Source organism: Corynebacterium pseudokroppenstedtii, from assembly GCF_019754945.1.
Lineage (GTDB): Bacteria > Actinomycetota > Actinomycetes > Mycobacteriales > Mycobacteriaceae > Corynebacterium > Corynebacterium pseudokroppenstedtii.
Genome location: NZ_JAEUWU010000002.1, coordinates 378,629 through 398,799, shown reverse-complemented (window position 1 = coordinate 398,799; position 20,171 = coordinate 378,629). Strand labels below are relative to the sequence as shown.

The 20,171-nt window shown below is 58.1% G+C and carries 16 protein-coding genes; 6 read left to right on the top strand and 10 right to left on the bottom strand.

Annotation, left to right across the window (positions count from 1 at the left end; translation table 11 throughout):
* Nucleotides 1-28: 28 nt before the first annotated feature.
* The 5 genes from JMN36_RS04750 to JMN36_RS04730 all read right to left on the bottom strand — a co-directional run bounded on the left by JMN36_RS04750 (nucleotide 29) and on the right by JMN36_RS04730 (nucleotide 9,294).
* Nucleotides 29-853 (bottom strand): hypothetical protein, encoded by an 825-nt coding sequence (locus JMN36_RS04750; RefSeq protein ID WP_221923943.1) that lies wholly within the window; start codon nucleotides 851-853, stop codon nucleotides 29-31.
* A 172-nt stretch (nucleotides 854-1,025) separates the two neighbouring features.
* Nucleotides 1,026-1,700: an RNA polymerase sigma factor gene (locus JMN36_RS04745; RefSeq protein ID WP_204087732.1), complete on the bottom strand. Its 675-nt coding sequence runs from the start codon at nucleotides 1,698-1,700 to the stop codon at nucleotides 1,026-1,028.
* Between the two features lie 226 nt (nucleotides 1,701-1,926).
* Nucleotides 1,927-5,535: a murein biosynthesis integral membrane protein MurJ gene (locus tag JMN36_RS04740; protein ID WP_221923942.1), complete on the bottom strand. Its 3,609-nt coding sequence runs from the start codon at nucleotides 5,533-5,535 to the stop codon at nucleotides 1,927-1,929.
* A gap of 142 nt (nucleotides 5,536-5,677) precedes the next feature.
* Complete coding sequence (locus JMN36_RS04735; RefSeq protein ID WP_221923941.1) at nucleotides 5,678-8,410, bottom strand: hypothetical protein; 2,733 nt, start codon at nucleotides 8,408-8,410, stop codon at nucleotides 5,678-5,680.
* Nucleotides 8,404-9,294, bottom strand: a complete 891-nt coding sequence (locus tag JMN36_RS04730; protein ID WP_236881677.1) for an NUDIX hydrolase — start codon at nucleotides 9,292-9,294, stop codon at nucleotides 8,404-8,406. The genes JMN36_RS04735 and JMN36_RS04730 overlap by 7 nt, the downstream gene beginning before the upstream one ends.
* A gap of 151 nt (nucleotides 9,295-9,445) precedes the next feature.
* Between JMN36_RS04730 and JMN36_RS04725 the strand changes: the two genes are divergently transcribed.
* From JMN36_RS04725 to JMN36_RS04710, 4 genes are read left to right on the top strand one after another with little or no spacing between them, the layout of a single operon-like run.
* A complete protein-coding gene (locus JMN36_RS04725; RefSeq protein WP_412728555.1) occupies nucleotides 9,446-10,957 on the top strand; it encodes a CCA tRNA nucleotidyltransferase in 1,512 nt (503 codons plus the stop codon).
* Nucleotides 10,954-11,559, top strand: coding sequence for a YqgE/AlgH family protein (locus JMN36_RS04720; protein ID WP_204087728.1), 606 nt, complete (start codon nucleotides 10,954-10,956; stop codon nucleotides 11,557-11,559). Before JMN36_RS04725 ends, JMN36_RS04720 begins: the two co-directional genes overlap by 4 nt.
* Before the next feature lie 42 nt (nucleotides 11,560-11,601).
* Nucleotides 11,602-12,402 carry an AzlC family ABC transporter permease gene (locus JMN36_RS04715; RefSeq protein ID WP_236881678.1) on the top strand — a complete coding sequence of 267 codons (801 nt, stop codon included), beginning with the start codon at nucleotides 11,602-11,604 and terminating at the stop codon, nucleotides 12,400-12,402.
* The gene (locus JMN36_RS04710; RefSeq protein ID WP_204087727.1) at nucleotides 12,399-12,764 is read left to right on the top strand and encodes a branched-chain amino acid transporter permease; all 366 of its coding nucleotides are present in this window, start codon (nucleotides 12,399-12,401) and stop codon (nucleotides 12,762-12,764) included. Before JMN36_RS04715 ends, JMN36_RS04710 begins: the two co-directional genes overlap by 4 nt.
* A gap of 24 nt (nucleotides 12,765-12,788) precedes the next feature.
* On the opposite strand, the gene JMN36_RS04705 is transcribed toward JMN36_RS04710, so the two are convergent.
* Nucleotides 12,789-13,766 carry a bile acid:sodium symporter family protein gene (locus JMN36_RS04705; RefSeq protein WP_328145848.1) on the bottom strand — a complete coding sequence of 326 codons (978 nt, stop codon included), beginning with the start codon at nucleotides 13,764-13,766 and terminating at the stop codon, nucleotides 12,789-12,791.
* Nucleotides 13,767-14,043: 277 nt separating this feature from the next.
* Between JMN36_RS04705 and JMN36_RS04700 the strand changes: the two genes are divergently transcribed.
* Together JMN36_RS04700 and JMN36_RS04695 are read left to right on the top strand one after the other, a co-directional pair.
* Nucleotides 14,044-14,946 carry an ATP-binding cassette domain-containing protein gene (locus JMN36_RS04700; protein WP_204087726.1) on the top strand — a complete coding sequence of 301 codons (903 nt, stop codon included), beginning with the start codon at nucleotides 14,044-14,046 and terminating at the stop codon, nucleotides 14,944-14,946.
* Complete coding sequence (locus JMN36_RS04695) at nucleotides 14,936-17,065, top strand: YhgE/Pip domain-containing protein (protein WP_204087725.1); 2,130 nt, start codon at nucleotides 14,936-14,938, stop codon at nucleotides 17,063-17,065. Before JMN36_RS04700 ends, JMN36_RS04695 begins: the two co-directional genes overlap by 11 nt.
* A gap of 116 nt (nucleotides 17,066-17,181) precedes the next feature.
* On the opposite strand, the gene JMN36_RS04690 is transcribed toward JMN36_RS04695, so the two are convergent.
* The 4 genes from JMN36_RS04690 to JMN36_RS04675 form a co-directional block, all read right to left on the bottom strand.
* Nucleotides 17,182-17,706, bottom strand: coding sequence for an NUDIX hydrolase (locus JMN36_RS04690; protein ID WP_204087724.1), 525 nt, complete (start codon nucleotides 17,704-17,706; stop codon nucleotides 17,182-17,184).
* Nucleotides 17,707-17,776: 70 nt separating this feature from the next.
* The gene (locus tag JMN36_RS04685; RefSeq protein WP_204087723.1) at nucleotides 17,777-18,232 is read right to left on the bottom strand and encodes an SdpI family protein; all 456 of its coding nucleotides are present in this window, start codon (nucleotides 18,230-18,232) and stop codon (nucleotides 17,777-17,779) included.
* Between the two features lie 23 nt (nucleotides 18,233-18,255).
* Nucleotides 18,256-18,978: an SDR family oxidoreductase gene (locus JMN36_RS04680; RefSeq protein WP_204087722.1), complete on the bottom strand. Its 723-nt coding sequence runs from the start codon at nucleotides 18,976-18,978 to the stop codon at nucleotides 18,256-18,258.
* Nucleotides 18,979-19,029: 51 nt separating this feature from the next.
* Entirely contained in the window at nucleotides 19,030-20,166 is a 1,137-nt protein-coding gene (locus JMN36_RS04675) for a hypothetical protein (protein ID WP_221923940.1), read from the bottom strand.
* Between the last annotated feature and the right edge of the window lie 5 nt (nucleotides 20,167-20,171).

Here is a 20,171-nt window from a genome sequence, read left to right as displayed (position 1 = left end):
CGAGCAATGCTACATGGCATGTCAAAGCCTAACCTGTCCTCTCCCCGTGACTCAGGGTCGAGCGGAAGAGAACGCTCGATTCTCCGTGAGAACACGTGTGCTCTACGACGACAATGCGCAGTGGCGCACCAAGGATGAGCAGCTGAGATTTAGTACGGGGGGATGCCGGCTGGGCTGTTTCAGCTGGCTGAGCTGTTTCGACGGGAGCAGCTCCGAGCACCGGTGAATGAGCCATGTTGGTGGTGGACAAGCATTGCGACACGGGAACATCGAGATTGCTGAGGTCTGTTGACCCCGCAAAAGCTTTCTTCGCCGCTGTTTGTTGCTCGCTTGTCATAGCGATCAAGTCCACGTTGGACCGCTTGATGCTAGGTGGTTGCGAGTGTGGAGTAACCGCGGTGTTTGAGCGATTCGCGTCCGAATGAGCTGAATTCGAGTTATGCGTGGATACATGTCCGAACAAGCCGGGGATGAAGAACGACGATCCGACGCCACCCACGATGAGCACCACTACTGCAGCCATTCGCCACCAGGAGAATCGAGTGGGGAAAGGAATTACCTGGCCTGGTCCGTCAGCGGTGGCAGTGTTTTGTGTCGTTTCGTTTCTTGCTTCACGACGATCCTCGCCCGGAGCGGTGCTAGACGCAGGAGTGGCGCTAGACGCTGGTGTCGTGCTGGCCGTCGCTGATGCGTTAGACACTGGCATGACGCCGGAAGAATCCTCGCCCGGCTCGTCGTCGGAAGACAATAAACGGGAGACCAAAAAGTCCAGGTCATCGTCGGAAAGGTCAGAGACGGTAGGTGGATGGGGTGGCCAAGCCGAAGGCTCCGGCTCATGAGAAAACGTAGGCATGACACACTCCAGTGGTTTCAACAGGTGGGCGGTTAGTGAATTAGACGCGCAATCAGGCTGCAGGTTCCCCGCTGGTCAGAGCGCGTTTTGGGAGGCTGGGACGTACGGCAGCGCTATAAGGCAACCCCTAGGTACAAAAGCTCTCGGCGTTGCGGATCGCACCTCGGACCGGTCACGCCTCCTCACTCAGAGCAGTACGAAGAGCTTGCCGTGCCCGTGAACACCGCGACTTCACCGTTCCCGGTGAGATATCCAGCTTCGCAGCGGTCTCTTTCACCGAGAACCCGTAGAGATCAACAAGCAAAAACGTCGTCCGGAACGGCTCGTCCAGGCCGGCCAGCGCGGTCTTTAACGCGGCTCGCAATCCACCTTCATTGGCGCGAAAGAATTCGGGGGGAAGTGTGGCGTCGTCAAGAACAACCATCCGAGCATTCCCTCGTCGACGGAGGTAGTCCTTCGTCGTATTCACTGCGATCCGGTGGAGCCACGTGCCCGGGGCACAGCGCCCGCGAAACATCGTGGCTGCGCGCTGAGCTTTGAACAGCGTGTCCTGCCACAGATCGTCGACGTCCTCCGGGCAATCGACCCAGCGCGAAATAGCGAAGCGGATCGATTTTTCGTGCCGACGGGCCAGCACCGCCATCGCATCCGTCTGACCTCCGCTGACCGCGTCGAAAAGCTCCCGGTCGCTCATCGTCTCCAGCTCGCGGGGCCGTGGGCGTCGTGAGTCATAACCGCGGCCAGGGCCGTCATCGGCATGGGTGTTCGCCACATGAGTATCCGCTGCGTGATGAGTATCTAGAGCAGGACGGAATTCGACATGAGAGCCGTCAGCATCCCCCAGCACGACAGTATTCTGAGATTGATTTGGCAGCGGACCGTCCCCCGACGAAATCCGCGCTCTCCCCCCGATGAGCACCACACTAGATTCTCATATCCGACGCCTGATGTCACCACCCGGCGCGGTAGGGGGCCCGCCAGGCCCCACATGTATGCTTCCATGTAGACCCCGGGTGCTAGAGCACCCGAGGCCTACGTCGTCACCCCTGGTAGCGAACAGATCACGCTACCGATCACGCCATAGCATGTGCCGCAGCCCGTGCCATCGACCGCGCCGACGTCGGCTTCACCGTGCTGGATTGGGGCTTATCCACCACACCAGTCACGCCAATCTCCGAAATCTCGGCAGCATCCGGGACCGGCAACGCCGTAATCCAGACCAATACATACTGCGTGTGGGCGGGAACCGTCGACGCCGAGCCCTCCGCACCCGGCGCGGCAGACTGCCGTGCAGCCTTGGGAATATCAATTGTTGTGGAACCATCCTCAAGGTCGGCCGACGCCAGCTCCGTCGTCTCGTCCACGGTCGCCGGCGTAGCTGAACCAGCGGCACGAATTTCCACATGCGTCCCGCTCTTCGCACCATCGATACGTAGCGAGGTCACCGTCGCGGGTTCCGGCAACGTCATCATGATTCCCATGCCGGACTTCACCGAGGTGGCGGAGGACCCCAACTGCGCCTGGTATTCATCCGAACGCCACTCCGTCGTCCCATTTCCGTCGATAACCAAAGGAACCATGTCGGGGTTATCAGGAGTTCCCCGCCCATTCTCCGGAGCCCAATACGCGGCCGCCGTCGGGGTAATCGCTTTCGCGCCATCGCCCTGAGTGATCGACGACCCGGCGCGCCCCAACGAACCCGAGTTCAGGGGCCCGTTATCGCTGCGGTTGATCTTGCCCACCAAATACGTGGCGATCAACGCGGCTGCCAGGACCACAACAATGGCCAGCGCGCCGATGCCCGCAATGCCCGTGGGCCGGCGCGATGCCTCACCGAAACCAGGGCGAGCCTCAGGGTTCGGGGTGGATTCGTCGGCAGCATGGAGCTCCGCATCGCCCAAACCGGTACGACGCAGCCGATCCGCCAGCGTCTCCGCATCCGCCGACCGGGCGTGCAACGCCTCATCCTGCAACTCCGCGATCTCCGTCGGCACCGGATTCACATTCTCCAGCAGCAAGCTCAGGGCGACGCCGACGCCGTGCACATCCTGGCCGTACGAGTTATGCGGCATAACTCCAGGGAAAGCCAGCACCGCTTCGCCCGATGAACTAATCCGCAAGCGATCACGGTGGTCAATCCCCAACGCCGTGTCCAGGCGATGCGCCGTCACCGCGGCCTCAGCCAGACCGGCACACGCAAATGCCGCCGCATAAGGATCCGGACGCCCTTGACCAACAGCCGCCAATGCGGAACCCGGGGTCCAGTCCGCCACCACAATCGCCCCCGCCGAGTCGCGGATAATGTGGCGGATCTGCGCCAGACCAGCGCATTTCGCCTCGTAGAGGGCGGAGGTGCGGTCAATAATACGGTCCGTCGTATCGCGCGCCGTGCGGTAATCGTCGATACCCGGAATGCGCATGGTATCGATGATCGTCAGCGCGACTTCCCTGCCCGACGCCTGCTCGCGGGCGTGCCACAAGCGCATGGCATTCGTGCCGCCATGGTCGGCTAACAAGCGGTAGCGGCCATTCGCAACAGCCGCCCCCGGCACGAGCTTCGGCCCGCGCACAAAGCCGGCCGACATCGGAGGCAGACCAGGTGACGCCGTCGACAAGGCGGTCACGTTGTACGTATCCGCAGCATCTGCCGCGTTCGGAACACCGACCATGTCTTCCGGCGCGGACTGCCGCACCGATACGAACCGGCGCAGCCCCGGAATGCGCGCCAACGCGCGGCCGAAAATGGCGATCTCCTCCAGGCCAGACTTCGCCAGGATCAAGCCCGCGACAGCCACCAAAACGATGCCGTCCAAACCAGTGCGCATCAAGGTGGCCAACTTCGGGAATTGCATCAACCAATCGCCGCGCAGTACCAGATCCAGCAGCCAGCCGGCGAGAGCACCAGCTAAGGACGCAACAAGCACCCACGTCGTCGACCGCATAACCTCACGGCCACGTAAGGACCCCAACGAACGATGCAGCAGCACCGCGCCGACGATCGCACCCGTGATGAAGCCGAACCCGTTAGCAGCCGCCAACAACACGACCACAAAATCAGAGCGGGTGGCCAGGAACGGCGCCAAGTAGGACAGAATGACCTTGGTCAGGGTGATCGCGATGATGATGAACGTCGGGGTCCACGCCTGCTCGCGGGCATAGAACACGCGTAAGTGCAGAAGAACAATCGAGTACGGAACCAGGGTGAACGCACCGAAACTCAGCGTCCAGCCCAACGTTTCCGCCGACGTCGCGTCGAAACGGCCCCACGCGAACAATGCGCTCGAAATAGTGGTGCCAAACACCGTGAAATAGACGATGACCGGGATCAACGCCATCAGCGTGATCTTCGTGGCCATCGTTAAATCACGGACAACGCCCTGGTTGTCGCCATCGGCGGCATTGCGCGACAAACGTGGCATGATCGCCGTCAACAATGTCACACCGATCACGCCATAGGGCACCTGCAGCAACAACCAATGCTGCTGGTAGATGAACAGGGCACCCGGATCGGCCGCCGACGCAATACGGTTAGTAAAGAAATACCCTGCCTGGGAAATAGCGACATAGACGACGATGGCCAAACCCATGCCGGCGAACTGCTTGACTCGATCGTCGATGCCCCACAGCGGGCGAAGGTCAACCCCGGCCATCCGGAGATACGGGAACAGCATGAGAGCCTGAACCACAACACCGAGCGTGGTGCCCGCGCCCAACAAAAGGATGTGAGGATCGGTGATCGCCACGTGCTGGGTTGGGTCCAACGATCCCGGGAGGAACCAGTACGCCAGAAGGACGACCAGCACAATGACGTTGTTGATCACCGGAGCCCACGCGCCGGGCCCGAAAATCCCCTTCGTGTTCAGTACCGCCATGAGCAGCGCAAAAAGGCCGTAGAACAGGATTTGCGGCAACAGGAGATAAGCAAAGACCGTCGCCATTGTGACATTGACTTTGCCGTTCGCGTCCAAGGACAACTGCACAAGCCACGGCGCCCCAAGGACGGCGAGCACGGTCACACCAACTAACAGTGCCGACGCGACCGTTAGCAAGCGTCGGATGAATGCGGCACCGTGGTCCGCGTCCTCTTTCTCTGCGCGCACGAGAACGGGAATGACGAGCGACGTCAAAATCGCGCCCAGGACGATTTCCGTAATGAGGTTCGGCAGAGTGTTCGCACTGGTGTAGGCCGACGCGGCGCCAGCACCCATAGTGGAACCGATGAGGAGGTTACGGAAGAACCCCGTGATGCGGGACAGCAACGTGGCGACGGCCATCGTCCCGCCGGCCCGGACAACCTCGGTGTCGGTACTTGTGGGCGGCTTGTCCTCACCATCACTGGTGCCTGCCTGGGACGATGTGTCCCCACTTCCGCCCTGGCCCTGGTTGGGCTTCACGGCGGTGGCCGTCGCCGTCGATGACGAGGCGCGATCGGCGGATGCTTCTGTGCTTCCCCGTGCTCCTTGCTCACCGGACCGGTCGGCGCGTGGTCGCTCACTGAGCGCAGAGAGGTCGGGGCCAGACTGCTGGGTCGGTTTCTTCCTCGGCTCCGGTACTGGAGCAGGGGGCCTGGGGGTGACGATCCGGCCACGTTGTCCAGCACGCGCCCGAGGAGACACCGCGGTATGACGCGGTTGGTGCTCGGGCTGCTCTGGGGAGCTTGGGTTCTCGTCGGTTGAACTCACCTTGCCCATTGTTGCCGACTTGCTTAACGAAGTGGAATCGACATGCCCGTTAGCGCTGTGAATTGGGAATACTGAGGCGGTGGGGTGGCACTTAGTGCTGGGAAAACAGGGAGTTCATCGGGCAGATCGTAACGCCGACAACCTACATGCGTGTTCGCCGTTCCCGCAGGATAAGGCCGATTCCAGCGATCGTGACCAGGATTCCCCCCACAGTTAGGACACCTTTCCAGGAGATACCTGGGGCAGATTGAATGGCGACCGTGGTGGGCTCAGATAGCGCTTGGTTATGGTCGCCGGCTAGCCACAGTTTGAGTTTCGTTTGTTTACTCCGTGCCGCAATATCAGCATGTACCTGGAGAGTCACTGAACCACGGGCAGGCAACGTTTGTTTCAGCTCGTCAAGCTGGACGTTCGATGGACCTTGCCATTGGAGCGACGCCTTGACCGGGAGCGGTAAACCATTGCGCACCACGATCAGAATGGGCGAGGAATCCGACGTCCGCGTATACACATTGCCCGGCGGGACGAGCTTCACCGAGGTCAACAGGTTGTGAAGCATCGCCTGGCTTTTGTCCAACAGCCTGTCCGAATACTGGGTGACCGTGTCGTACTTCTTCTCACTCCGTCGGCCGTCGTCAGTCAGCGCCCGAAGGAGATCCGTACGAAGAGGCGCTGTGAAATTAAACCGCGTGAGCTCAATCCGGTCATCATTGCTCATCATGGTGGTGAGCCGTGTGATTGACGACGCCTGCGTCGCCACCCGATGCACATCGTCGCTGCTTACCGCGCCGGGATCCTCATACGGGCGGTTCACGCTCCCCGTGGAATGTGGGGTTTGGGACGTGATCGCGGATAGCGCGGTGGGTGTGGCCTCACCACCGAGGAGCGTGGCCACCGCGTCTAAGAAGGCGGTGGCGTCCTCGCTACTGGCGGTCCACTGCGCGGGGGGCGTGGCAAGGACAGGAGTGCGCGATTGGATCGTTTGCCACATGACGGCAATGGCGTCCTGCATTCGCGCGTGCGGTGAATCAAGCGTCTCGTGATAGCGCGTCAGCGGTGTGGAATACGCCGCCGTCTCCGGAGTCCCCCCGGTTGCCGCAAGGGTGGCCCCCACATCCGCATTAAACGGAATGGCTGTCACGCCATGGCCAACGTCGACAAGTTTGTTCTCCCACGCGGATTGGTCATGTGCGGCTGAGTCGTCATCGCGGGAACGGGCCGCGGAGTCCTCACCAGCGGAGTCATCGTTGTCAGAGGACGAACCATCGCCCGCTGCTGTATCAGACTTGTTTCCCTTGTCCGCTTCAGGGCCGGTAGACAGCGAATTACCTGCGACAAGCGTCGTAACATGCGGATCCCGAGGAGGCCACGAGGCTGGCCGCACTGTATTCGTCGACGCCTCGTCGGAAGTGAGAGTAACCGGATTGACCTGCGGTTCCTCAGTAGTGGGCGCGCCGGCAGATTTATCGGTATTTGCCACTCCCTCTTCGAACTGCGAGTTAAGGTCGACGGGCTCCCCATTGGTATATGCGTTGGCCAATGACGGTATGGCCTCTTGGTTGAGGTACCCCGCGCCGGGAATGGCGATGTTGCTGAGCGTGCTTGTGCCAAGAATGGCTTGAATGTTCGTATCCCCGGTGGAGAGCGTTTGCGCAGCTAGCCACGGGTTTTTGGTGGCTGCAACGGCATTAAGATTGGCCCCCGAGGTGGGCAGCGACACGACACATCCCCCGGATGCCGTGTCTTTAAGTTTCTTCAGCCACCTCTCTGCATCGCCCGTGCCCTTGCCATCGCGCGTCTTCGTTCCCTTGGAGGATCCCCAACTATCCCGCAGGCGAGTCGTTTCGCTCACGGCGCTCAGCCGCTCATTGGTCACCGAGTACCCGTGAGTCATTCTCTCCACCGTGGTGAGCAGGTCGGGGTCGATGGCCAGACAGCTCGCCTCTTTAATGCCGTTATTCTTGCTGGCCGCGTTGGCGTAGGCCGACAACAGGCCGTCGAGCCGACCTCCTCGAGCGAGCTCATGGGCGAGCGTTTCGTCGGTGAGCAAGAGGGGAGCTGAGTCAGGAGCTTCACTAGTTTCACCTGGGACGATGGCCGACCGACTAGCAAGCGGCCACAGGAAAGTAAGCGGTACAGGCTGATTTTCACTGGCCTGTTTATTGTCAGCGTCCGGTTTGGCCTTATCCCGGACGGGGAGCAAGAACCTAGAGGAACCCTCATATGACCCCGACTGAGCACTGATCACGATGGGGTAGGTTCCCGGCTCAGTGATGCCCAATGGCGTGGCTTTGCCATTCCCCTCCGTGATCGGAAGATCAAAAGTCAGATTGGTGGATTCACCCGGTTTGAGAGTGACAGCGGAGTTACCACCCGAGGACGCGGTGGTTTTACTGCTCTTAGCCGACGTGCTTTTCTTACCCGATTCGCGTGCCGACGTTGACCCCGTGGATTGTGAATCATTGGCCTGATCGTGGTCCACAGACCCGTTGATCAGGTCGTGATTAAAAACATCTTTGTTATCCGCCAACCGGAGACGGGCAGAGGCGGTGTCGACGACGGCGTCGGAGCGCGACAAAGAATACGTAATGGAATCGAGGGTGCTTGATGTGGAGTTCGTCAGCTTCACGGTGAACGCAACATGCCCATCGATCGTGGCGATCGTCGGGTTAATCTGCGAAATCGAGACATCAATATCGTTCTTGGAGTGCCCATCCCGCGCCGAGGGGTTGGTCCATTGCGTCGATTCCGCAGCCTGAGCCGTAGGGCCCTGATGTCCCGTTTCGGTGAGCGTCGCTGGGAGAATTCCGACGGCACAAGCTACAGCACTAGCGCTGCACATGCCTAGGATGCGTGTTCTCCACGGTTTCACCATGGCGTCATCCTCCCCTCCGCATGGGCTTGACGTGCCAGATCCGGCAGAATCTCGTGTGCGCGCCGGGCTAATTTCCGTTCATCCCCGTAGGCTAGCCGTTCAACGAGCTCAGAGGCAGGGGCCCACATGACCTCGGTGACTTCAGGATCATCATCATTAAAGATGCCGTCAACATATTCCAACAGATGGTGATGGACCGTTTTGTGGATGCGGATTCCGTCGGACACGAACCAATAATCAATAGTTCCTAAGTCCTCGAAAACACGCCCGGTGAGCCCGGTTTCTTCCCACACTTCACGTTCGGCGGTCGTGGTATGGTCTTCGCCCTGTTCAACATGGCCTTTGGGGATGGACCACAGTAGCCGCCCACGACGGTCAAGCCGCCCAATCAGGCATACATAAATGCGATCCATATTCACAATCCCGGCGTCGTCCACGGCTTCGGCTAATCCAGAGACGACGAGTCCACCGGCGGAGGTCTCTTCCGAGGTAGGCATGTAGACCGAAGCGAGGGCGCGGGATTTATTCCGCCGCGAGTTTCGTGACGATCCCCGGCCGGAGCGCTGGTCACGTGGCCTACCAGGCCTCGAGCGCTTCCCACCGTTGCGCGAGTTATTGCGCGAACCAGCATTGCGCGAGCTGTTTCGTCGCGACGTCGTCGAACGCTTCTGATGTGGCCTATTTTTATCCCGCGACGACCCGCTGCCCTGAGTGTGGTTACCCTTCTTCTTGTCGCCACCCTGGCGGTTATTTTTCGAGCTAGAGGTACTGCGTCGGCGTCGGCCCCCGTTTGTGCGCCGCGTGCGCCGTGGCGACCCGCCCCCCGTGTGGCCAGCGTCGGACGAGTCTTGGCTCGCTGACTGTGGCCGTGTGCTCCTACTCATTCTTTTCAGGATAGAGGCCGACGAACCCATGTGGGTAGATAGGCCAGTCACATCGCGCGTTCCCTGTGGATAAATGGTCACTTGTGGATAACTCGCGTCATAACGATCGGTGGGGACTAGACACGCCTTGACGACCGGTACGATATTTGACATGGCTGGTTCGTCCTCACTCTCCCACTCGCGTCCGTCCGATTCGAGCTCCTCGCATGACACCTCCGTTATGGAGGCAGAATATTTGGCACGTGCGCACAGAGACTTGGCCTCCTTAGTCCCCGTGATGACACCCCTTGCCCGGGCTTTTAACGATGATGATTGTGACCTCTACTTGGTCGGAGGTTCGGTCCGTGACGCCCTTTTAGGGCGTTTGAGCAGTGATCTTGACTTTACGACGAATGCCAGGCCGCATGATATCCATCGGCTGTTGGAGAGCACGTGCGACGCCGTGTGGGATACGGGCATTGACTACGGCACAGTTTCGGGCCAACGCAGCGGCCAAGATATAGAGGTGACGACATTCCGCGCCGACACCTATGACGGCGAATCACGAAACCCCGAGGTCACCTTTGGTGATTCCTTAGACAAAGACCTAACCCGCAGGGATTTCACCGTCAACGCGATGGCTGTCGAGGTTCGTGGCGACGGCTCGCAGGTGTTTCACGATCCACTCCACGGATTAACTGACCTCGTCCGCGGTTATCTTGATACACCGGACGATCCGGCGATTTCGTTTCACGACGACCCCCTCCGCATGCTCCGGGCCTGCCGTTTTGTGTCCCAACTGGGGCTTCGTGTGGCTCCACGTGTGCGTGAGGCCATGGAGAGGATGGCGGGGGACATTCAGCGGATCACAGCGGAGCGAATCCACGCTGAGCTGGACAAATTAATCCTCGGGGACCACCCGACCGACGGTATTGAACTCATGGTGGACACCGGTTTGGCGGACTACATCATTCCCGAAATCCCGGCGATGCGCATGACCCGTGACGAGCACATGCAACACAAGGATGTATATGCCCATTCGCTGCAGGTGCTGCGCCAAGCTATTGACCGTGAACCTGACGGTCCGGATTTAGTCCTGCGGTGGGCGGCGCTGCTCCACGACTGTGGAAAGCCCAGCACTCGCGCCCCCAAACCCGGTGGAGGTGTCACTTTTTATCACCACGACGTGGTGGGTGCGAAAATGGCCCGCAAGCGATTCCGAGCATTGAAATACAGTAAGCAGTTCATCAAAGACGTCTCGGGATTGATTTATCTGCACCAGCGCTTCCACGGCTATACCGAAAAAGCGTGGAATGATTCTGCTGTTCGCCGCTATGTGGCCGATGCGGGGCCCCTTTTACCTCGGCTTCATCGGCTCGTACGGGCGGACTGTACAACTAGGAACAAGGCGAAAGCCCGGCGTTTGCAACGCTTGTATGACGATCTTGAACGTCGTATTGAGGAGATTCAGCATAAAGAGGATCTCGCTCGTATCCGTCCGGATCTTGACGGGAACGACATTATGACGATCCTAGGTATTGAACCAGGACCGATGGTAGGAAAAGCCTGGAAGCACATGAAAGATGTTCGCCTGGATCAGGGGCCTTTAGAGCGCGAAGACGCCATCCTAGAGCTGAAGAAATGGTGGACTGAGGAACAGGAGTCAGAGGAGCAACGTTCATGAGTGATATCTACAGCGATCGCCTGTTCAATGGGCTGAGTAAAACACCCCCTGAGGCGGGAATGTTGCTGGTCTCTGCACCTGGAACGGTGTCTGCAGAGCTGACTCGCTCCGTCATTTTCCTTCTCGACGTTGGTCCCGACGGTGCCGTCGGCGTTGATCTGACAGAACGCACAGAGATGGCAACACACAACGTCCTGCCGCAGTGGACGCCGCTCATTACTACACCTCAGGTGATTTATCTCGGCGGACCCGTAGGGCACAACACGGTTCTTGCCGTCGGGGTAGCGAAGCCAGATACCGCCATCGACGACAGCACGTTGTTCTCCACCACGGCACACCGATTTGTGACAGTTAACTTAGATGCCGACCCCAACGACGTGAAAGGGAAGCTGCACGGTCTTCGCATGTTCGGCGGGTATGCCGGGTGGGGGCCAGGCCAACTTAACGCCGAGATTGAGCGCGGAAATTGGTACGTGGCGCCGGCATTAACCGAAGATGTCCTCGCCCCCGCCAATGTCGATGTGTGGGGGCAGGTGATGCGTCGCCAAGAGCAGCCACTCCCCCTCTTTGCTACCTATCCCGTCGATCCGAACGAGAATTAAACCGAGAATTAACCGTCACCTCGCACCCGTAGAGAACACGTTATGGACACACCACCACACCGCGGATCATCGCAGAACAACCCCGCACACGGCGGTTCTTTAGGCCCCGACATCCGGCAAGGTTTAGCTGAAACCTGGGCAATTGGGCTGGGACTGATCCCGCTTGGACTTTCCTTTGGCCTTCTGGTCGTCCAATCAGGTTTTGCCTGGTGGTGGGCACCAATACTCTCCACCATCATTTACGCGGGATCAATGGAGTTCCTGGCCATCAGCTTAATCAGTAGCGGGATAGGGCTGTTTTCTGCCGGGTTAACGGCGTTGATGGTGAACTTCCGGCACGCGTTTTACGGCCTGACCTTCCCTCGGCACGCGATCAAGGGCCGCGCCTGGCGTGCCTACTCCACCTACGCATTGACCGATGAATCTTATGCCATCGCATCGACGTCCATGGCGAAGAACAGCTCGATCAGTGGGGTTCACGTCCTGACAATCCAGGTTGTTGTGCAAGCCTTGTGGTTGGCGTCGGGAATAGTTGGTGCTCTCGTCGGGCAGTACATTCCCACCATCGACGGGATGTCCTTCGCCCTCGTCGCTCTGTTCATTGTTCTCACCATGGAGTCATTTTCCGCGAATCCCGACTGGTCACTACCCGGCCTCGCTCTGGTCTGCGCGGCCGTCGGATGGGTCGTGTCAGAACAGTCTCTCATGGTTATTGGGCTGGGTCTCTACCTCGCTGTCCTCCTCGTGCGGTTTTGGTCCCCCACTGTCGACGAGACACTTACGCTGCGGTCTGGCCGTGGCCACTCCGACCCCACCGACGCTGAAGGGGGAACACCACGATGAATCACACGCTGGCTTATGGCGATTACGGGTTGCCCGAAGGTGTGTCACTGTCCCACACGCTCGCGATGCTGTGCGTGATCGGTGCCGTCACCGTTGCCCTGCGCGCGTTTCCATTTCCGTTTATTGCGCGCTTGCGGGGGTCGGATTTCGTCGCCCATCTCAGCCGAACCATGCCGGTGGGCGTAACTATGGTGCTCATTGTCTACACCGCTGTGGAAACCTCGCATGACAGTGGCGGATGGTGGCCCGCCCTCGTCGCTATTGCGGGAACGTGCCTGCTTCATGCGTGGCGACACAGCGTGACGCTCTCCATTTTCGGTGGAACCGCACTCTACGTTCTGCTGCTCAACGTTGTGGCGTAGCGACGTCGGCCCCGGGTGATTCGTCTAGTTAGCGTGCTCGTCCAACTGGCGTGCGTATCGGCTCGCGCGCACAGAGCACACCATCAGCTGGATCTGGTGGAACACCATCAGCGGCAAAATGATCACCGCAGCGCTCTGGGGGAAAATGACGGCGGCCATGGGGAGGCCCGTAGCCAAGGACTTTTTAGTTCCGCAGAATTGAATGGCCACGCGGTCGCCGTAATCGAAGCCGAAACGGCTCGCGGCAGTCCACGTTAACCACAGCATCAGCTCCACCAAGATAAGGGACAGCAGGACGACGATCACCAGCTGCCACCACGCAATCGAGGTCCACACCCCCAACACGATTCCCTCCGAAAATGCTCCGTACATGACGAACGCGATGGACAGCCGGTCCACATTCTTCGTCACAGGACTTGCCGACATTTTCGCAATCGGACGCCACAAACGCGCAATCTGGCCAAGAATGAACGGCACAAGTAGCTGCAGCGCAACGTCGATAAATACACTGCCGGACACATGGAAACCGGAACCCGACATGAAGAACATCACGAGAACAGGCGTGATTACGACACCTAACAGATTTGACGTCGATGCACTGACGATGGCGCCCGCCACGTTTCCCCTGGCAACGGATGTGAACGCCACCGACGACTGGACCGTCGACGGCACGAGGCAGAGAAACAGAAAGCCGGCATACAGGTTGTGGCCCACCAGGTGCTGAAGTGGGAAGAGCGCGATACCGATGATCGGGAAGACGACGTAGGTAAAAGCCAGAATGAGGGTGTGAAGGCGCCAATGCTTGAGACCCTCGAAAGCCTCCGCGGGTGAGAGACGCGCGCCGTAGAGGAAAAACAGAAATGCAATCGCCCCGGTGGTGACGGTGTCCCACGCGCTGGCGAAACCTCCGCGAGCAGGGAAAAGGATAGCGATCGCCACTGCTGAGAGGATCATGACGATCAACGTATCGGGCCGCCAGGAGGCAATTTTGCGAATATTCACGTCACTATTCTAAAAACCTTCACGCTGGGGCGGGGGTATGTAGGAAACTTGCCATCACAGCCGGAGAAAGTACCACCCGTGCTAAACAGACCTTTACCTGCATAAAAAGCGATTCGTTTGGGTCGTTTAGGTGCATGCCGCGGGTGAGTGAGAACGACATGTGAAACTCAAACACACTTTTGTACGAAAAATAGTTAGTGGGTGAAAACCGTTGTGTTATTATTTCGCTCACACGTTTTTCAGTACAAAAGTAAATGTTAAGATGATAAGGAGCTGCGTGGTGCGAAGTAGCTTCATGCCTGTGGACATTTCGGCACAGGACGTCGAGCTGTCGACAAAAAGGGGCCCGGTGTACGGGCCGCTAAGTTTCACTGTCCAACCTGGAGAAACGGTCGCGCTCGTCGCTGGCCAGTCCAACGGATTGTCGAGCCTGCTACTCACCCTGGTAGGCCGCATGAAGCCCTCGGGCGGAACAGTTACCGTGGGTGGAATTACCATTCCCCAACACATGCGGAAAGTCCAAAAGATCGCGACATTCGCTGGCTTCGATAACCTGGATGATTTGGATCCCGCACTGACCGTCGCAGAAACAGCTTACGAGCGCATTTCACTCGAATCACCAATCATTGCGCGCCGACCGGGATGGGACGGCGATCACATGACGTCATGCCTCCACGCAGCTTTCGGTTCCGAACCTCCGGGACCGGACGTCCCCATCGAAGACCTCACGGTGTTGGGGCAGGCGCAGGCGAGGCTCTTCGTTGCTCTTGTGTGTCGCCCCTCTGTGATCAGCTATAACGATGTCGATTCCCTCCGCAATCCGAACGATCAAGCTGCGCTATGGGAGTCGCTGCAGCGTGCCTCTGCTCTAGGAATAACTATCGTCGCGAACACCGCGAACGTTGGCGCTATCCCTGACGGCGTGCGACAGATCTTCGCCGAGCGCCCCGACAATCGGGATGAAAACCGTGTTGTTGATGAGCCCGCAGATGAACTCGCGGATGAGCAGACGCGCATCGATATCCCCCGCTCCCCCATGGCGTCGTCCCAGCACGACGCCAGCCTAGGGGACATGCAGGACACCACTCTCACCACCACGACCCGCCACAGAGCGGGTAGCGCACCTGCTTATCAGCACACCCATGCTCTCGCCGCCGAGGAGGCCAACCATGGCGAATAATAAGCCTAACCACAGTAAATCCGCGGGTTCGTCGCCTGCTCGGCCGAAACGACGAGGCCTTACCGCACGCGGGAAAGGCGCTTCCGGTTACCGCGAGCGCATCATGCCTCGCATGATGATCGGACGGAACTCGGAGATTCACCGCCTGCGTATTTTTCCCGTAGCTCTCGCGATCCTGGCAACAATTCCACTACTCGTCGGCGCGTTCTTCTTATGGGCCAACGAGAATCCGACTGAGCACCTCAGCGACATGAAGGTAGCTGTTGTCAATAATGATAAGCCAGCAGAAAAAGACGGACAACAAGTCAATGTTGGCCCGGAAATCATTCAGAATGTCAAAGCCAACCCCACTTTTGATTGGCAATTTCCTTCAGAATCTGAAGCTAAAAAAGGTCTGCAGGACGGTAAATACTTCGCCACCGTCGTTATTCCCCAAGATTTTTCATCTTCTGTGGTCTCCATTGGTACACAGGAGCCGCACCAAGCTGTGCTGAACTTCGACTATAACGACGCGAATGGAAAATCAGCGTCTGTGCTGTTGAAAGCAGCAGCCGAGCGTCTGCACTCGACCATTAATGAGTCGATCACCAATACAGCCAGTGCCAAGGTGTTTTCGTCACTCAATGAAATCCATGATGGAATGGGTAAAGCTGCCGACGGTTCCGGCCAGCTCGCTAACGGTGCGAAGACCGCTAATAGTGGAGCGACCCAGCTGGACAACGGCGCTAGTAAGCTTCTTGATGGATCATCGCAGTTGAAAGACGGAGCCGGGACACTCACGTCGAAACTCGGGGAAGCCCGCGACGGTGCACAAAAAATTAATGACGGATCGGCGCAGTTACAAGCCGGCGCACAACAACTCACTGACAAATTAGGTCTTGCCCACCAGAAATCGACGGAACTAGCTAGTGGCGCTCAACAGGTCGCTGACGGTAATGCGCAGCTAGCAAATGGCAATGCCCAGTTGGCGGCCGGGCTTGATGAAATGAAAGCGAAGCTCGCGGCTATAGAGGGAATCCCCGGAATCAACCAGCTACCGCAAGTACGGCAACTCCTCGACGGTGTTAATCAAGCAAATTCGGCAGCCCACCAATTAGCTGACGGCGCCCAGAAAGCCTCTGATGGTTCTCGTCGAGTGGCAGATGGTAGCAGCCAAATAAGTGGTGCACTACAACAATTCCAAACCGGAAGCCAGACCATCGCCTCAAAACTGGGTGAGGCTCACGCTGGTGCAGGGCAACTCACTAGTGGTTTTGGCCAATTGCAAGGTGGTGCGAGTCGGCTTCAGGATGGCGCGACCACTCTCAACAATGGTCATAAAGATTTAAAGAACGGAACGACCCAATTAGCCGGTGGCACTGGGAAACTATCAGATGGTGCAGGCACACTGCACGATAGCTTGGCATCCTCGCAGGGGCGAGTACCAGCATTTACGACGCAGATGGTTGCCCACAACGCGGACACCATGGCGGGGCCGTCGGAACTGAACGAGAGCTGGATACACAAGGTGTCATCAATGGGTGAAGGCCTAGCCCCCTTCCTCGCTGGCTTCGGAATTTTCTTGGGTGGATTGTTCGTATGGCAAGTTATTCGTCCACTTCCGCGCCGGAATCTCGCTGCCTCGGTGTCCTCACTGCGCTTGGCCTTCCGAACCACTACCCCTGCCCTGTTAATCAGTGTTCTCCAGGTCGCACTGTTAGTCGGCGTCACTTGGTTTGCATTGGACATCCGCCCCCAAAATCTCCTCGGGTGGACCGCCCTCATGCTGCTTGGTGGATTCGGATTCTTAATTTTCCAGCAAGCACTGATCATCTGGTTCGGTGAAGGGAAAGGACAGCTACTGGGCATAGTCGCTTTGGTGGTCCAGTTAGCATCCTCGGGTGGGCTATACCCGGTCGAAACCTCGCCCAAGTTTTTCCAAGTTCTTCACCCGTTTATGCCGCTGAGTTGGCTAATCAAAGGGATGAGACAGGCCGGAGTTGGTGACTTGAACGATCAATTCTGGAGTTCTGCCGTAGTATTGGCCTTCGTTGTGGTGCTCACCATGATGTTTATGGTGTGGGGAGTATCGCGTAAACGGATATACACGATGTCCACCCTGTACCCAGCTGTAGTGTAAGACCACCATTGCCCGGCAGTGAGCTTTCACGTCAGTTGGGCACCATGATCCTCCCGGACCAACTCGGACGGGAGGATCTTCTACGTTTGTGCCTGGGCAACGGGAGTTTTGTCTTACTAGCCAGATTTTTCTGTTCCGGGAAGTGGCCCCCATGATGCTGCGCCGCCGTGATCTGCGTCGTCGCATGCCCGAGCAATAATGGCTCGGAACCGTGGTTTCATATCAGGCAATTCGTTCACATTGCACCAGACAACGGCTTGAGATTCGTCGTCGCCAATGCCAATCTCCGGTGAATCGTCCTGAAGCGAGGCGCGAAATGCGGTGTCCACGTATGACGTCACATCGCCATTGGGGTACGTCACAGGACCCACCGCTTGGACATTCAAAAGAGATTCGATCTCGATGAGCGCCCTCGTTTCTTCTTGGGCTTCCCGGATAGCCGCAACATGAGGATGCTCACCTGGGTCAACGATGCCCGTAACAGGTGTCCACTGTCCATTATCGACGCGCCGAACCAGAAGAACTTCCCGCGCGCCGGGAACGGGACCGTCGCGAAGGATAACGACGGTCACCCCGGGCAGCCAGAGGGGATCGTGGCCAATTTTTGAGCGGAGATCAATGATGAAGGGCGGTGTAGCCATTAGTAGTTTTCCTCCGCAGTGTGGGCGAACAGTTAGTTAAAATCCGTAGAGGCCTGCGTAGAAAACCAAATTAGGAATCTGCAGCCTGTGCGGCGCGTCGCGCGGCATCGATATCGACGGCCACGGGCTTGCTGGGTTGCTGTGAAGCTTCCCCGCCACCACAGGAGCATGATGCGTTGCTTTCTTCGGCTTGCCGTTGAGCATCAAGCACCGCGACAGTGTGTGCGCCCATGGCGGCACCCACACCGATGAGAGCCACCGATGCGATGACAGCTACGGCAACCCACAGCCATGCCCATCCGGAAGCACCAAAAGCGACAACTCCCCCGAGCAGCAGGGCCAGCCCACCGACTGTCCAACTCGGCGCGGCCACCTTGTGCGCAAGTTCCCACATGGCGGGATCACGTCGAACCTCGGGGACACGAATGCCTACCCAACTGTTACCGGGAAGTTTTCCTCCCCATGCGGCCAGGCCCACGCCACCCAGTGCAATAGCGAGAATAACCAGAATGATGCCGACAATCATGGTTCTAGTGTAAGCCCGCCGCGTTATGCGATCACAGGCCGGACGCGGATCTCTTCCACGGTGCATTCGGGTGTGGCATCGATGGCTGTGCGCACCGCGGCCGCGATGGATTCCGGCTGCACATAAATTGCTCCATCGTAGTCCTCGGGCGCCATTCCTTTCTCTGCCTGGATTTCGCGTTGCATATCAGTATCGACGCGACCTGGGTGGACCGAAGTCACGCGCACAACACCGCGCTCTTCCTCGCGGAGTGCGTCGGTAATAGCGCGGAGGGCAAATTTCGAGGCGCAGTACGGTGCGCTCCCGGGGCGGGACCTGTGCCCGGAGCCGGAGTTAATGGCCACAATGTCGCCGTGGGTAGCGCGCAACTTCGGCAAGAGCTGCCGGATGAGGTCCACCTGCGCAATAACGTTGAGGTCAAGCACCCGAACCCAGTCTTCGCGGGAGACATCGGCAATCGCGCCGCCGACCGATATCCCGGCACTGAGAACAAGCACATCCAGCGCTGGTTCGGGGAAAGCTTCTAGAGCCTTGCCGACGGATGACGGGTCGGTGAGATCTGCGACGAATGGTCGCGCATCGGGAACGGTCTGTTGGGCCTTCTTGACGCTCTCTTCGCTGGTCCCGCCGATGTAGACGGTGTGTGTGGTGGCGAGGTCGTGGGCGATAGCTAGCCCGATACCGCGGGTCCCTCCTGTGATGAGGGCTACCGGGCGTTCGGAGGATGAAGTGGGCGGTGTGGTCATGGGGTGTGGTTCCTCGGTAGCATGTGGCCAAATGAGGCCGCTGATCTGGGTTTAGCTAGTAGTAATATCGACGCCGCTCAGCCCGTGGAGGCGTTTATCGGCGGAACGTTGAGATTTAGCTCCGTCGCCGATACAGGCGTCGAGAAGGTTGTCGATGGAGAGATCACGAGTGTCGGAATACAACAGTTGCTTCTTCGTGAAACGATCAAGCAACTGGTCAACATTGTCATGGTCCGCGGCCTGTGCGGTTCCCCGAATAGCGTCTGCCCACTCTTCAGGGTTAGCCACGACGAAAAGAAGATCATTAGCGTCATCGTCAAGGCGATCCAGAATGTTAATAATTACAGACGCAGCTTTGCTTACTGACGGTGGTACGTCACCCTCCGCAATCTTTTCTTTGATCCATTCCGGAATGACACCTCGCTGGAGACTACGCCACGGATAGAGCTCGAGCCGGCCAATTTCGCTGGATGTAGGCAGGTTATCTCCGGAAATATGCAGCACGCCATCTGTGGTCATCCGGTTTCCTGGCCATTTATCCATGAGTACATGGCGAAGCTCCCACGCTGGAATAAGCGGGAATTCATTGTCCCCAACAGAGAGATCATCCCGGCCGGTCATCATCGCATTCTGCTGATCGTTGAGGTCCAGAATTTCAGCCAATGCTTGGGCTGTACGAGTCAGTGAGTGACCAAGCTGTTCCCCACGTTGACGTCGAACTAGTGGCAAGGAGTGATCAATTTTTTGAAGCAGAGCATCGAAATACTTAATAGGTTCTTCAGCGGAGCCTTGATGGCCTTCTGCATTTTTAGCTTGGATTAACCCATCGGCTAAGTATCCAGAAACTTTATTTTTAAAAATCGCGTTATCACCAAGAACCATGAGCTTAATTCGGTTCGAGGCGGGACGGTCCACGATATGCGGGAACGTGCGGTTAATAATCCCGTCGTCGACCTCAGACAGAAGGCCATAAAAAGGTTCATCCCCAAGATAAACGATGGAACCTTTCTTAATGCTTGCTTCTTTGTTGTGTTCAGCGAACCACTTCTGGTCAGCCGGGTGAATAACGTCATTGATGGAAAAAGACTCAGTCTTTTTAGCGAAAATGTCTGATGCGGAGAGCGCTTCCGGTGAATACATGTCGCGATAGAAATTGACGAAGTCAGAAAAAACAGTGGGGTTAGGCATATGTG